The 14,643-nt window shown below is 45.1% G+C and carries 12 protein-coding genes and 1 pseudogene; 7 read left to right on the forward strand and 6 right to left on the reverse strand.

Annotated features, from left to right (window positions below):
* The first annotated feature begins 164 nt into the window (after positions 1-164).
* The 4 genes from QUA99_RS13000 (at position 165) to QUA99_RS13015 (ending at position 2,966) form a co-directional block, all read left to right on the forward strand.
* Positions 165-617: a hypothetical protein gene (locus tag QUA99_RS13000; RefSeq protein ID WP_333237025.1), complete on the forward strand. Its 453-nt coding sequence runs from the start codon at positions 165-167 to the stop codon at positions 615-617.
* 98 nt (positions 618-715) lie between these two features.
* Positions 716-1,180: a KGK domain-containing protein gene (locus tag QUA99_RS13005; RefSeq protein WP_333237024.1), complete on the forward strand. Its 465-nt coding sequence runs from the start codon at positions 716-718 to the stop codon at positions 1,178-1,180.
* 121 nt (positions 1,181-1,301) lie between these two features.
* Positions 1,302-1,478 carry a DUF4089 domain-containing protein gene (locus tag QUA99_RS13010; RefSeq protein ID WP_015176516.1) on the forward strand — a complete coding sequence of 59 codons (177 nt, stop codon included), beginning with the start codon at positions 1,302-1,304 and terminating at the stop codon, positions 1,476-1,478.
* Between the two features lie 24 nt (positions 1,479-1,502).
* Complete coding sequence (locus QUA99_RS13015; RefSeq protein WP_333237022.1) at positions 1,503-2,966, forward strand: AtzE family amidohydrolase; 1,464 nt, start codon at positions 1,503-1,505, stop codon at positions 2,964-2,966.
* Positions 2,967-2,977: 11 nt separating this feature from the next.
* Here QUA99_RS13015 and rpsU read toward each other — a convergent pair whose 3' ends face one another.
* The 3 genes from rpsU to QUA99_RS13030 all read right to left on the reverse strand — a co-directional run bounded on the left by rpsU (position 2,978) and on the right by QUA99_RS13030 (position 5,631).
* The gene (rpsU, locus tag QUA99_RS13020) at positions 2,978-3,172 is read right to left on the reverse strand and encodes a 30S ribosomal protein S21 (protein ID WP_006632476.1); all 195 of its coding nucleotides are present in this window, start codon (positions 3,170-3,172) and stop codon (positions 2,978-2,980) included.
* A 173-nt stretch (positions 3,173-3,345) separates the two neighbouring features.
* Positions 3,346-4,480, reverse strand: a protein-coding gene (prfB, locus tag QUA99_RS13025) for a peptide chain release factor 2 (RefSeq protein ID WP_333237020.1) whose coding sequence is annotated in 2 segments (ribosomal slippage) — positions 3,346-4,407 and positions 4,409-4,480 — 1,134 coding nt in all. Because the reading frame shifts where the segments join, the coding sequence is not laid out codon by codon here.
* Positions 4,481-4,547: 67 nt separating this feature from the next.
* A protein-coding gene (locus QUA99_RS13030; protein ID WP_445251006.1) for a PCRF domain-containing protein occupies positions 4,548-5,631 on the reverse strand; the annotation gives its coding sequence in 2 pieces (ribosomal slippage) (positions 4,548-5,559 and positions 5,558-5,631; 1,086 coding nt in all).
* 1,508 nt (positions 5,632-7,139) lie between these two features.
* Between QUA99_RS13030 and QUA99_RS13035 the strand changes: the two genes are divergently transcribed.
* The 3 genes from QUA99_RS13035 to QUA99_RS13045 all read left to right on the forward strand — a co-directional run bounded on the left by QUA99_RS13035 (position 7,140) and on the right by QUA99_RS13045 (position 11,302).
* Complete coding sequence (locus tag QUA99_RS13035; protein WP_333237017.1) at positions 7,140-8,108, forward strand: sigma-70 family RNA polymerase sigma factor; 969 nt, start codon at positions 7,140-7,142, stop codon at positions 8,106-8,108.
* A gap of 1,028 nt (positions 8,109-9,136) precedes the next feature.
* Positions 9,137-9,676, forward strand: coding sequence for a hypothetical protein (locus tag QUA99_RS13040; RefSeq protein WP_333237016.1), 540 nt, complete (start codon positions 9,137-9,139; stop codon positions 9,674-9,676).
* A gap of 108 nt (positions 9,677-9,784) precedes the next feature.
* On the forward strand, positions 9,785-11,302 hold the full coding sequence (locus tag QUA99_RS13045; protein WP_333237013.1) for a metallophosphoesterase: 1,518 nt from the start codon (positions 9,785-9,787) through the stop codon (positions 11,300-11,302).
* A 213-nt stretch (positions 11,303-11,515) separates the two neighbouring features.
* Here the strand turns inward: QUA99_RS13045 and QUA99_RS13050 are convergent, their stop codons facing one another.
* The 3 genes and pseudogenes from QUA99_RS13050 to QUA99_RS13060 form a co-directional block, all read right to left on the reverse strand.
* Positions 11,516-13,099: a tetratricopeptide repeat protein gene (locus QUA99_RS13050; protein WP_333237011.1), complete on the reverse strand. Its 1,584-nt coding sequence runs from the start codon at positions 13,097-13,099 to the stop codon at positions 11,516-11,518.
* Between the two features lie 519 nt (positions 13,100-13,618).
* A complete protein-coding gene (locus QUA99_RS13055; protein WP_333237009.1) occupies positions 13,619-14,347 on the reverse strand; it encodes a Bax inhibitor-1 family protein in 729 nt (242 codons plus the stop codon).
* Positions 14,348-14,427: 80 nt separating this feature from the next.
* Positions 14,428-14,643, reverse strand: a pseudogene (locus QUA99_RS13060) (hypothetical protein); the annotation flags it as partial.

Here is a 14,643-nt window from a genome sequence, read left to right on the forward strand (position 1 = left end):
CCTGAAGATTGGTATAAGATGACTAGCATTCAGGCTGTTACAATTAACGGAGCTTCCGTACAAGTACACTGGTTTGAAAATGCAAAAATTTTGCAACAAGTTGAATTAAAGTTTAAACGACAATATCCTAAAATAGCACCTAAGAATTTATAGGTAGACAAGTTATGATTGTTCGCTGTATTGCTAATACTGGGGAAGTTCTACCGGAAAATTATATTGATCCGGCCCGAGGTTATACTAAAAAGGTTGAATTGCCGTTGACAGTTGGCAAGGAATATGTTGTTTATGCAATCCGATCGTGGCAGGGAATAGTTTGGTACTATATTTGTGATGATAATTACAGTTATTATCCCATACAGACTCCTGCACCGCTGTTTGAAGTAGTTGATAACCGAGTTTCTAAGTATTGGCAGTTTATGCTTGACCCGAATGGGGTGTTAAGGTTTGCTTTTGAGCAGTGGTTTACTGACCCTTGTTTTTATGATAAGCTGACGGATCAGGAAGAGGCGGAGGTGGAGATTTTTGAGAAAGTTAAGGAATTGATGGATGCTGAGGATTTTACTTTGCCTCCGCTGGATGTTGCCGTTGAGAACTTGCGGGAAACTGTCAGTGTTTGAGTGGAAAAATGCGACAGTCAATTTATTTTGTTAACCAGCTTGACTCAGATAGCTTGAAATGGTATCAAATAGGAATCAGCAGAATTTGGTGAAATAAAATGAACGAAAAAGATGAAATCAATAGAAGCTATGAGATACTAGACGGCGATGATGATGATGTTTTGTTATTGGATAAAGCTACTTTTACGGTGCGGAGGTTTAAAGAGCTAGCCGCTAGCAGGTTTAATCATATACTATGGCATATCAAGGCAACAGAAAAAGAATCTCCCAAGGAATCGATATCTTTTTGGATGCAATCTCTGTCGATTAACGAAGAAACATCAATTCGTGCAGGGGATATAAACTGGAGTTCCCCTCAAGAAGGAATCGATTGTCAAATTCTTAAGATTGGTGCCAAAGGTTGGCAAAAAGGAAAGCTTAAAATAGAAGTTAATAAAAGTTTCCAGTCTGGGGAAACGCAGACATCTATAAAGTTTTGTCCTGATGAACCACCAGAGCAAAAATCACCTCTAGATGATATCAGACAATCCGAGGAATACAAAAAACTGCTCGAAAATAACTAACAGCCCGATCGCGCTTACAATACAATAATCGATCGCACTTATATCTGAATGTTAGATTTTTAACCGCAGATGGGGGCGGATGTACGCGGATGAACGCTGATGTTTTTTTGGGGAGGGACTTATGGTAAATGTAGAAGAATATGTCGATCGCACCGCTGAACTGATAAACTTACCCTTAGACCCGGAACATCGTCCAGGCGTTGTGGTAAACTTCGAGAGGATAGCTGCGATCGCCCGACTCGTTACTGAGTTTCCTTTACCCCCAGAAGTAGAAGTCGCGCCGGTGTTTGAACCTTAGTTTTTTAACCGCAGATGAGGGCAGATGTACGCTGATGAACGCAGATGTTTTTTGGAGAGGGCTGATGCGGTTGCTACGGCAGCGGCTGTTAAATCGGGTAAGGTTACGGCTACACTGGCGGTAAGTGCTGCTTTGGAACGGATTGCTGTTAAGGATAAAGCTTTTAATTGCTTTACTGCAATCACTGCATCAAGCGCCCTCGCAGCAGCCGAAAAAATAGATAATTCCATCGCAAATAATGAAAACCCAGGCCCTTTAGCAGGCGTTCCCTTCGCAGTTAAAAACCTGTTCGATGTCGCCGGAATTACCACCCTAGCAGGGTCAAAAATCAACGCTGACAATCCTCCGGCTACTCACGACGCGGCGGTGGTCGCCAGACTCAAACAAGCCGGGGCTGTCCTCGTAGGTACTCTCAACATGGACGAGTACGCCTACGGTTTCGTCACCGAAAACAGCCACTACGGCCCGACTCGCAATCCCCGCGATACTGCGCGCATCGCCGGCGGTTCCAGCGGCGGTTCCGCAGCAGCAGTCGCCGCCGGTTTTGTACCCTTCACTCTCGGTTCTGATACTAACGGTTCCATCCGCGTACCGGCTGCTTTGTGCGGTGTCTTTGGGTTTAAGCCTACTTACGGCCGTTTGTCCAGGGCTGGCGCTTATTTATTTTCGGGTAGTTTGGATTGTGTGGGGCCGTTTGGCCGATCGATCCGAGACATCGCACTGCTGTACGATATCCTGCAAGGCCCTGATTCTCGCGACCCAGTTTGCACTCAACGCCCGCCTGAACTTTGTTCGCCGCAGTTAAATCAAGGCATCGAAGGATTGCGAATTGCTGTTGCTGACGGCTATTTCGCCACAGGGGCCGAACCCGAAGCAATGGATGCTGTAGAAATAGTTGCTAAAGCCTTGACAAATGTCTTGGATTGTGGTATAGATACAGAAAAAACAACAAACCCCCCAAGAATAGGGGGGCTTGCAACTGTCAGCATACCGGAATCCGATCGCGCCAGGGCTGCGGCATTTATCATTACCGCTTGCGAGGGGGGAAACTTGCATTTAGACAATTTGCGATCGCGCCCTCAAGACTTCGATCCTGCCACGCGCGATCGCTTTTTAGCGGGAACCCTGATCCCTGCTACTTGGTACTTGCAAGCCCAGAGATTCAGACAGTGGTACCGCGATCGAATTCGCGAAATATTCCAACACACAGACATCATCCTCGCACCCGCAACCCCGATTGCTGCCCCTGAAATTGGCGTCGAGAAAATGGTAATAGCCGGACAAGAAATCTTAGTGCGTCCTAATCTCGGACTGTTCACCCAACCCCTATCATTTATTGGCTTGCCCGTTCTTTGCGTGCCCGTACAGCGGCCCGGCGCTTTGCCCTTGGGGGTACAAATTATTGGTGCTCCCTACAGCGAAGCGGTGATTCTCCGAGTCGCTGCGGTACTAGAATCGCAAGGCATTATATCTGCCGAATCAATTTAGTGCTAATAATTCTAGGGCTTGTTATTGCGGTGAAAGCGTCTCTTAGTCCTTCTGGCAATAGCTTTGCGCTTCTGCTTTTCCAACGGGGTTTCAAAGTGGCGGTGTTTTCTCATGTCGGGGAAAATACCCGCTTTGGAAACTTGTCGCTTAAACCGTCGTAGGGCTGACTCAATCCCTTCATTTTCGCCTATTACAACTTGGGTCATTATTTCTCCTTAGTGTTTGTCAGATCAAGTTTTATCATATCAAGGTTTTTGACCGCGCGACCTGTTGAAGGTCGGGCGATCGGTCAAAACCCCAAAATTATAGCAAATCCGCTGCCATCACCGCTCTTGATTCTTTAGTTTGCACAGGCAGACTTTGTATGTCAAGGCGCGAATTAGATTCCCGCGGTTGAATCAGTTTGGGCTATCAACTGATTTTCCTGCCGCAGGTAAGCTTGAATAAACGGGTCTAATTCGCCGTTCATTACATCTGCGATGGCGGTTGTTTCCACCCCAGTACGCAAATCCTTGACCATTTGGTATGGGTGAAAAACATAATTGCGAATTTGGTTGCCCCAAGCCGCCTCTACCATGTCGCCGCGAATCTCGGCAATTTCCGAAGCCCGCTGTTCCTTAGCAACCACCAACAGCCTAGCCTTGAGTAATGCCAAAGCTTTTTCCTTATTTTGCAACTGACTGCGTTCTTCTGTACAGCGGACGGCCAAGCCGGTAGGAAGGTGAACGATGCGGACTGCGGTTTCTACCTTGTTAACATTTTGCCCGCCCTTGCCGCCAGCGCGGGAAGTCGTGATTTCCAAATCTTTTTCTGGGATGTCCAACTTGACGGATCGATCGAGAATTGGCATCACTTCAACGCCCGCAAAACTGGTTTGACGCTTGTCGTTAGCATTAAAAGGCGAAATTCTGACCAAACGGTGAGTGCCTTTTTCCGATCGCATATAACCGTAAGCGTAGCGGCCGACAATTTCCAAAGAAGCAGATTTAATACCTGCTTCCTCTCCCTCGGAAATTTCCATTAAATGTACTTTGTAACCTTGACTTTCCCCCCAGCGGGTGTACATCCGCAGCAGCATTTCGGCCCAATCTTGAGCATCTGTACCGCCGGCCCCGGCGTTAATCGTCAAAACGGCGCCGCCTTCGTCGTAGGGCCCAGATAGTAATTGTTGCAGTTCCCACTGGTCGAGTTCGCGGGTTAACTGAGAAAGACTCGATGAGGCTTCTTGGAACAGGGACTCGTCGGCTTCTAACTCCAGCAGTTCTAAAATAGCTTTAGCATCTTCCAAGCTAGTTTGCCAGCCGCGATATTGTTCTAAATGAGATTTGAAGTCATTAAGTTCTTGGAGGGTTTCTTGAGCTCGATCTTGGTCGTCCCAAAATGCTGGTTGGGCGCAGATTTGCTCTAAGTCTTGAATTTTGGCTGTGAGTGCGGGGATGTCAAAGATAGTCCTGGGTTGTACCCAGTCGATCGGACAATGTTTCGATATTGTGTTTGATGTCTAGAACTTCCACTGTTAGTTCTCCGGCGTTGTGGGGTGTGTTGTTTATTTTAGCTGAAATTTTGCTCTAAATGTGCAAATCAATTTTGCAGCAGCACACCAGCTTTGATAAATGAGTCAAGTTGGCCGTCGAGCACCTCGGCGACGGCTGTTGTTTCGATTCCTGTACGGAGATCCAAAACTTTGCCCTGGTTCGGGCTGTCGCTGGCAAATTGATATTCCCGAATTGGTTGGTTGAGGAGTGTTTTTAGGATCTCGCAGTCAATATCTGCAATTTCTGCAACTTCTTGCCTTTGCATAATAGCAAACAGTTTGCTGGTGAGAAGCGCCAAAGCGTTTTCTCTATTTTGCATTTGAGTCCGCCCCTGATTAGATATTGCAGAAATACCAGTAGGAATATGCACAATCCTCACCCAAGTTTCTAGTTTGTTACAATTCAGGTTGGGAGGAGGCAAGATTATTTCTAAATCCTGCTGTGGAATCTCCAGTTCCACATACATTGGCACAACTTCCACCGTCGCTGAACTCGCCTGCTTTCTGGTAATATTAAAAGGCGATGTACGTTTCAGTAGATGCACTCCGGTTTCTGACTTTAGATAGCCGTAAGCGCAACGTCCGTCTATTTCCAAAGTTGCAGAATTAATTCCTACATCGGCCGATGGGGAATATTCAACACACTCAACTTTATAGCCTCGGTGTTGTCCCCAACGACCGTACATTCTCAGCAACATTTCTGCCCAGTCTTGAGCATCTAAGTCATCTGTTGCTGCATTAATTATGAGGTAGGCTCCATTTTTGTCGCAAGGCCCGCTCAAGGATTGCTCTAATTCACACTCTTCGAGAGAGCAGTTTAGTTGAGCTAAATTAGTTTGAAGTTCTTGCTCTAGTTCGTCGTCTGCTTGAAATTCGAGTAACTCCAGTGCTGCTGTAGCATCTGCCAAAATTGTTTGGCACTGGTTGAGTTTTGCCTGGTAGGATTGGAGTGCGTCTAGTTCTTGGAGTAGCCGTTCGCCTGTATTGATGCTTTTGCCAGATTCCGGCTGTGCTGCTAGCTGTTGTAACTTTTGGCTCTCGGCTGTTAATGCTGAGCTAAAGACAGTCTTGTAGATTGGTTAGGCGATCGGACAAAGTTTCGATATTGTGTTTGATGTCTAGAACTTCCACTGTAAGTTCTCCTAGTTTTGGCGTGTCTTGTTTATTTTAGATCGATATCTGCCGTTTGTGAAGACAAAAAACCTGATTTTGCTTTCTTTGCTTCCTTCCTAGGGTATAATCTGTGGCGAAAAATGTGTTGAGTCTGGAAGATGGGTATTTACCCTGGCTGTCTCAAGTTGATCGACAATAACCCAAGCGATGCCGATCGGACAAATAATTTACTTTCTCGAAAAAATCATAAATTGCCCTTGGGAATCCTCTGATAAATAGGAAGGGCAAAACCCGCAATAGAGATACTAATCAATCAAATGTCTTCTTGATATTATACGTTGGATTTTGCCCTAACCCAACCGAACCTACCAGACTGTTGTTTGAGATTAAACGTTCGCCGCGCGCTGTTTTGGATTGCCAAAATTACGCGCGAGAAGCTATCCCGCTCTTAATCGCCCTCAAACAGCCACCAAATTTATCTAAAAAATCTACCTATTTCGGTGCCTAAAACAAAAGAAAAATCCTTGATAACTCCGTCAACGACCCATATCTAAAGACACCCTCGCGGACGCCCTTTGACTTAAACCACAGTTGACCCGATCTGTACCTGCGTACTACCTTAACGGTAAGAGTTTAAATACCTATCAGGGAATGCTCAGCTAGTTCCTTGAATCGCGAAATTTAGGTTAGCCACTTTCCATTGCTAATAGACTTCGGCCCAAGTCTATCTGCGATTATGCGCGAGCATCCCATCCCAAATGTGCAAATTTAAAGCAGGGTGAGGAGAGTTTATATCTAAATGCTCCCTTCTGTGTTGGGCCGCTCCCCCAGAGACCGTATTTTTACAAAAACCTGTTTTTTGGAACCAACCTTTAGCTAGAGTTGGCCAATTAATCGACCAATTTAGTATATTGACAAAATAAACTAATTGTGTAGTTTGGGCTTCACAGCAATATAACTTTACACAAACATACCAACTTTATCTATTTCGCGTTGAGCTAAACTATTGAATAATAAATAGTGAAGTTTTTTGGTGAATGTACGCTTAAAATAATTCAGCCCTTGTGCTTGTGCCCCCTGCTATCTGCATCAAAACCGAATTGTATTAACTGCCTGTTTTGGAAGCATAAGAATCTAGAGCGTTCCTTGCTGTGTGCATACTACTCAAATGAAATCACTACATGAATGTTGACGAAGTTCTGGACACTGTAGAACTTCGTCTGCTATCTAGGCAACTGAGTTCCCTTGAGCGCTTAATCCTGTGTCAGTCATGGCTCGGACACGCTTATAGAACCCATTTGAGATCTATTGCTGTAAGCGTAAGCCCTGTGCGATATGGATATGGGTTCTTTTGCCACCATCCCCCCATGATTTCTCGTCTTGTGGCTATTGAGTTATGTGAGATGACTTGTTTGTCTGCCTGATTTTTTCAGAAAAGATATCAAATCGGTTTTATAAAGACGCGCTCGTTTCCAAATTACCGAATTTTTTCAGGATTTCCATCATCTCATCTACTGGATAGGGATATGAATTTAGATTCTCAAGTAACTACGTTTTCAGGGGATAGGTCGGAAGATATCAGCATGGTTTTTTGGTCACTTTGGCAGCAGTATAAAAATGATATTTATCGTTGCTGTTTCAAGTGGATGAACTATAACCCAACCGATGCTGAAGATGCCCTCAGTCTGGCGATGCTCAAAGCATGGGAAAAGGTACAAAAGTATGAGGGGAAAATTCCCAATTTTAAGGCTTGGCTGACGCTGCTGACTCGTAATCTCTGCATTGATATTCATCGCGCGCGCGCGCGCCCCGCGACAAGAGTTGAGAATATAGAAGCGATCGCCTCAGTCGAGGAAATAGAACTGGTTTCTCTGCATGATACGCCCCTGGGCGCTCTGGAGAGGGGCGAGAAAGAGATGGTGGTTCGCAGCGCGATCGATAACTTACCCCAGAAGATGCGCGAGACTTTTATCCTGCACTTTTATCAAGAACTCTCTCATCAAGAGATTAGCCAACAGCAAGATATTTCCTACCAGAATGTCTCCAAACGCATCTCCCAGGCGCGGGCTATTCTGCGAAAAGAGTTAAGGGGATATTGGATGGGGGATGATTCTACTGATGGGGAGGAGTCTCCAAAAAAGGAAGAGTCGAAAAAGAGGGTGCGAGTTGAAGCTAGTGCGATCGAGACTATTATCTTATCCGCAGTAGTAGAGGAAGTAGAGATAGTTGTCAGCGAGGAACCGCAGGAGGTAGCACCATCCCAGCGGCAGAGAGGGTCGGTGATGGTTGTGGCCCAATCCGATCGGAAATTAGAATTCAAGCACAATGCTTTTCGGTGGTTTGAGGCGACGCTGTATATTTGGCAGCTAACACAAGCTTTAATCAAGACTCAATATAGAAATTTTTCGATTGTCAGCAAGCTAGATCAACTACATTCCCATCAGTGCTGGCGGGTGTGGATGGATAGTGGCGGCTTTTGGCTCTTTTCCATCTAAAGAATAGCTGAGTACAAAAGTGCATATTTCAAGAACAGTCTTGGACACAAACGCTTTGTTGTCATCCTGAATCCTGAGCTTTGCGAAGGAACTGTAGTGTAGCCAAGGCTCTCGCCTCATGCTTCACAACGCTTGCCCTGCGTTCAGAATGACATAATTACATTGGTTCTGTATTCAGGGTTTTTGAAAGAGTTGTGAACACTTTTTCCTGAAATCTCTTGGCATTTTAGCCAAGGCGAGATGATACTGCTGGCAATTTTTTCAGACCATTACAGTCCTAGACGCACAGCCTCTACATATAGCGTTTTGTAGGGGGCAATCCCGCCGTGGTTGCCCCTATTCCTAGGATTGTTGCCTCCAGGACTGAATTAAACAAAACTTTAGTGTCTCTTAATAGGGAACGCAACTTCAGCCTCAGTTACCTGATGGTTGGTTTTGTCATGGGTTCCTTTTAGCTTTGACGGCGAGACACCCGGAAAAGTTGCAACATATAGAGGACTTGCGCTCTTCATATATATAGCGTCTTCTAGGGGCAATCCCCCGTGGTTGCCCTGCACCTGGAGATTGTGCATAATTCCCGATCTAGTCCGAAAAATCTCTCTTTCTTGCGTCTAGTTTTATGACGTGCATTCAGTTAAGTAGTCCAGGAGGCAAAAACCCGGTTTCTTAACGTAATTGCGTCATTTTAGCTTGAGGATGAGGGAGCATCTCAATGAAAGCAGCCCAGCTAGAAATTGGAGTTTTGAGGCAGGAGGCAGGAGGCAGGAGGCAGGAGGCAGGAGCCAGAAGAAGTGTTTTTACAAATATGAGATGCTCCCGAGGATGAGAACGAGAAACCGGGTTTTTTAGGGAGAAGCGTGCGTAAGCCATGTTAAGGAAAAAAAATCTACATCTCAAAATTCACAAATGAGTGTCTGTAATCGTCTTATAGATGTGAAGGGCACGAAAAAAGCGTTCAGATGCTAATTAATAAAATGCCCTTCTCATCACAACACTAAACACAGTAGGCAGAGAAAAGTATGGTCAGGATGAAAATCGAATTAATTGATGTTTATTGCCGAGATACTGAAGATATAACAGGTGCTGACGAGTTTTATCTCGTTGGTGCTTTGGCAGGCGGGACAGTCGTAAAGCCAATTCTGACGAAGCCTATCAGTATCAACGACAAGCAAAGGAAAACATTCCCAGCAGGCGAAAGCATTTTATTTGAAGGCGATGTCCCACAAGGACAAAGCGTCAAAGGCGGAATAAAGGCTTACGACGAAGATTTTGCAAAAGACTGGGCTCAGTACGGCTCGACAGTTACCGCAATTAGCGGTGGTGTTTCAACTCTTTTATCAACTTTCGGTGGTCCACAAGGAGCTACGGCGGGAGCGATTCTTGGAGCAGTTACAAAGGGGGTAGGCTTTTTCAGTAGTTTGGATAAAGATGACTTACTGGGTACTACCGAATTAGAAATTTCCGCCACAGGACCCTCCTTTGAGGAGCGCTCCTGGCTAATGGTGGAAAAAGGCATTGGTTGGTCCACCTGGGATTACACAGTTCGCTATCGGATTCAGCGTTCCTAAAAACGCAGCAATTTCAGTCTGATTTCCCGATCTTGTATGTAGGGTTAAACTACAGAAAAACCCTACATACAAGATTTTTTTTAGCCACTTATCAAGAGAGAAATCAAAATGCCAAAGAATAAAATTATTGTCTTAAGTGACATACACATCAGTACCAATGAACCCACAAACTGGTATCAAAAAGACTTCCACGAACCATATCTATCAGCCATACTAGATTATGTTATCCGTGAGTCAGACTCAATTCAAGAGCTAATTTTACTCGGTGATATATTCGATTCTTGGACTTATCCTCCCGATCGTCAACTCCCTACCTTTACTGATTTCCTAAACGCTAATCCCAATATTTTTGGAGAGGATGGAAAGTTAAGTCAGGCTTTGACGGCTTTACAAGGAAAGGTGACTTATGTCAATGGCAACCATGATATGGAGATCACTGAACATGATTTGCACCAAATTCCAACTTCATCAAATTATAAAGTCCAATATTCTCCCGACCCAATTTATTATGTCCAGACTGCCGGAGGCAAAAAGATTGCCTTTACTCACGGGCATATATTTACGATGTTTAATGCCCCCTACCTCGACACTGAAATTAGCCCATTACCTCTCGGCTATTTCATTACCCGCTCAGTGGCTTATATGTTAAACAACTCGCTTAAACCCGGAGAAACTGTTGCTAATTTGCAGGGTCAAGGTGCTCCTAACTCAATGAATTTAGAGGGGTTAGTCTCCTCAGTTGATGCCGCAATTTCTTCGGGATCTATGGGGTTAGTTAATTTAGTTCTCGACTACATTATGGAAGTGACTGGAATCCCGCAAGATGAGCCGATTATCTTACCAAACGGTCACACAACCACTATGGCACAAGCGAAGGAACTGTACCGTAATTTGCAGAACAAGTGGGTTTCTGATTGGGGAGGTGGTAGAGATGGTATATTAGCCACGGTAAAATCTGCGATCGCCGATTTAAATGGGACTTATATTGCTTGGTTTGCCCAACGATCTGCTCTAATGTCTGACTCAGACTTGATTGTTTTAGGACATACCCATACCCCCAAGCTAGGTATAACCAAGGGTTTTGTTAAGTACGCTAATACTGGTTTTGAATGTCCTTCAAGTCCTGATATTCCGTCTCAAAGGGTTACTTTCTCGGTGGTTGATACAGATAACTGTCAAGCCAGTATTTATCAGGTGATTAAGCAGAATACATCTTATCAAATAAGCCCTTATTCTGCTCCGACCGACTCAGTGATTTCTTCGACATCGATGGATTATTCTTGTTATATCATTATTGACAACACCAACGGAACGTCTACATTGAATTTAACTCAATCTAACGATGAGGACGGTCATTATGTCGTCAGTCCCCCTCAGCAGATTATTCCAGGCCAAAAAAGAGAGTTCTGGTTACAGGATTATCCGGGGCTCTTTGGCTCAAAAGGTAGTGTAACCTATTCGGTAGGGGGTCACTCTCTGACTTTGACCTATGCTTGTCCTACCGGTCTCAGGTCTAACAAATGTTCAGGTGCCAACTTCTACACTTGCAATGATGGAGTGAATTGGCTTGGACTTAATAAAATCAAAACTAGCGGTCATCCCTTTTTCGTGAAGTTTGTTTTGTAATATCCACAAGTTTTATTTCTCCAAAAATCGGCTACCCATTTAACTTGGGATAATGCAAGGACGATCGCCCTTGCATTATTATTTAGTCGAGGTCGTCAAGAACTTCTGCACCGCACTCTATTTCAGCAATTTCTTGGACTCCTTGCCATGACGGGCGATCGCCAACAGTATGTAGGGGCTGTACCTATGAGAGTCAGCCCTACAGGTTTATTGCTAGATATACTGCGAACCTGTTGAATTGAAAGTTTTACCGCATTCGTGAGCACATACGTCCAACCTTTTAGAACAGGAAAAACTTTTTGTGAGGTCTTCGCGAAACCAATCTCTGGCGATCGCATCTTTCACCGATTGAGTTCTGAGAGAATTAAAACCATTTCCGTACTTTTCAATTAAAGCCAGCATTTGCGGTCTGTAAGTGTGGTTATAAACAGCGTATTTAGTATGGCTTACCCAACAGCAAGGCCAGAGTTCCGCTTCAAAACTGATGAAAATCTCTTTGCTGGCTTGAGTTTGGCAGCTAATTTCTACATTTCGGTAGTAATTGTTTAGGCTACCAAATTTTTCTACAGCTTGGATAAATTGGTCTCCCTGGGGATTTTTATATTGTTCCAACGATGGGGGTTGGAGTTCTTCACTGGCTGGCTTTGATGGAACAGAACGAGTTGGTTCTGGTGCTTGAGAGGTTTCGATAGCTATAGCTTGATACCAAGCATAATTTGCTTTTTCTGGTTGCCCCAACTGCGTCAAAACTTTAGCTAAATTGCGATAAGCTCCGGCAAAAGTGGGTTTAAGCTCGATCGCCTTTTGGTAATAAGCACTAGCTGGCTGCCACTGTTGCTGTTGAGCATAAAGACTGCCGACATTAGCATAAACTTCTGGAAAATTAGGCTGAATTTTTAGGGCCTTTGCGTAACAGTCTGCTGCTGCTTGCATCTTCCCCAAACCTTGAACAGCATTGCCTAAAGTTTTCCAGGCTGCTGCAAAATTAGATTGAATTTTTAAGGCTTTTTGGCTGGCGGCGATCGCCTCTGAGAGCTGTCCTTGTCTCAAACAGTCCTCTGCTTGTTGGTGCAACCCAACAGCGGTCTGTGTTTGATTTTGAGGGGCTGACGCATTAGCTGTTGCTGGTTGGTTTGGGCGATCGCTCTTGGTATCTACCTGAGAGTTTTCTGTCTTCTGGGGCTGTTGATTTGCGGACTCTTTGTCATAAATCTCTTTCGCCACAAAACGAGAGGTTGCTTTCGGTACAAACTCGACAAATCCTAATTGTTGGGCTAAATCCCGTGCTGCTTCTACTTGGTGCTGGTTGTGTTCAAATATCAAGTAATGCCATACAGCTTTTCCGCCAGCTTGGATAAAGGCATTAACCGACTGCATTATCCTGTCCCAGTTGGTATTTTGGCGGTAGATACTGTTAGTATCTGCCAACCCGTCGATACTAAAAATTACGCGGTCATCTTCTCCTGTCATCGCCTTTGCCAGGGCTTGCCACCAGTCTGGATTGCGTCCGCTACCGTTGGTGTACAGCGAGATATGAGGAACTCCCATGCGGTGCAAATATTCGATCGCGGGAATTGTGGTATTGCTAGTCATAGCATCGCCGTAGTTGCCGCACATATACACCAAATCCAACTGAGAGCAAAACTCTTGTGGGAAAATTCTCTCAATATCCTCCATCTTTAATTCTGCCCCCGGCAAAATAGGGTTGCCGGTGCGGGGACACTGGGGACAAGCTGCATTGCAGCGGGAGGTAATTTCTACGCTGACTCTCCTGATATCTTCATATTTTAAGTACATGAATTTTCCCCAATTAATTTGTGATTAATATTGAATATCAATTCCGGTAGCGTCGGAATAGTAAAATCTAGCCAACAGCGATGCCCTGCCCTTCGACTAGGCTCAGGAACCGCAAAGCCGAAGGGTCAACAATCACCGATTGTGCAACCGGAATCCATCTAATTCATCTGCGTTAATCTGTGTTTATCTGCCTGTATCTGCGGTCAAAAAAGAGAATTTATTCATCGCCGATGATAAGAGATGGACGCTGATTCACGCGCTTGTCGAGAATAGATATAGGAATAATTCCGATGCTAACAGATTTGATATAAAAAATAGCGATCGACAAAATTAGATAACAAGAGCTTTGATTGAGTGATTAAAAAATAAAATTATACCTTATGTCTGTCCGCTGTGAACATGATATAAGTTTTTTGTATGAGCGACAGAGGCAATGACGACTATCTTGATTCCAAATCTTAATCAAAAACCGCGGCAGGATGTCGATCGAGCCGCGGTTTTTTTAAGCTAAAGTTTCAATTAATCGCGGCTGTTGATAGCAATCAGCAGGCGCAGAATGAAAATGAACAAGTTGATGTAGGTCAAGTACATCGACAGAGCGGCGGGCAAATACTGGTCGTCGCGGTAGCTGCGGGGTAATATGTAAAAATCGACGATCGCAGCGCCGGCAAACAGAAATACGCCGATGCCGGAAATGCCAATTTCCAACCAAGTTGGGGTGTAGATGCCAAATAGAGACAGCAGAAACTGACCGCCAACGACGACTAACAAAGCAATGACACCTAAACTGATAGTTTTGGTGAGGGCCATGCCGTCTGTTTCGGACAAGTTGGAGCCAATTTGGCGGGCGGCGATAAAGGTAATGCCGCATCCAAGTGCAGCAAAACCAATACCGGCGATGCCGACGCCTTCGCTTCTGAGGGCTATAGACACCAATCCGCTGAGGGTGTAGCCTGTAAGCAAGCTGTAGGTTGCCAGCAGAGGCAAAGCGGTATTTTTGTTACCTTGTTCGGCAGCGCCGCGGGCGACAAAGAACAGAATTAATTGTAGGACGATCGCGGCGATGAAGGTGGGAAAGAAGATCCCGGGATAGTTGCGGATCACTCCGAGGCCGCCGTAGGCGCCGACAGCAGTTAAGACAAGTCCGCCGCCCACGAAGGGGAGAGCGTTGGAGATGACGTTGGGGCCTACTAGCGCGTGGTTTTTGGCCTCGCGCACGGCTTCGCGAAAATTGCTAGTGTTACTCACGAGGATTTACCTAATTTTGGCTGAGAATTGCTATCTATATTTTGACAGCTTTACACTTTGTTTGCAAAACCTGAAAGAGTTTAAAGATTTGATAAAGAACTGGTGTGAAATCTCTCCCAAGCAGGGAGTGATTGTTTATAATCAACTGCGTACAAGTCTGTGCCGTGTCGCCCTATTGCACCGTTGCAGGTCGCGGCAGATCTATAATTGAAGTTAGGCTCGTCAATTAAATAATTTCCCTTTTTTCTTGTGGGATGGGCGTCCCGCCCGTCTATCGGGGACGGGCGGGACGCCCA

Source organism: Microcoleus sp. F10-B2 (assembly GCF_036704965.1).
GTDB lineage: Bacteria > Cyanobacteriota > Cyanobacteriia > Cyanobacteriales > Microcoleaceae > Microcoleus.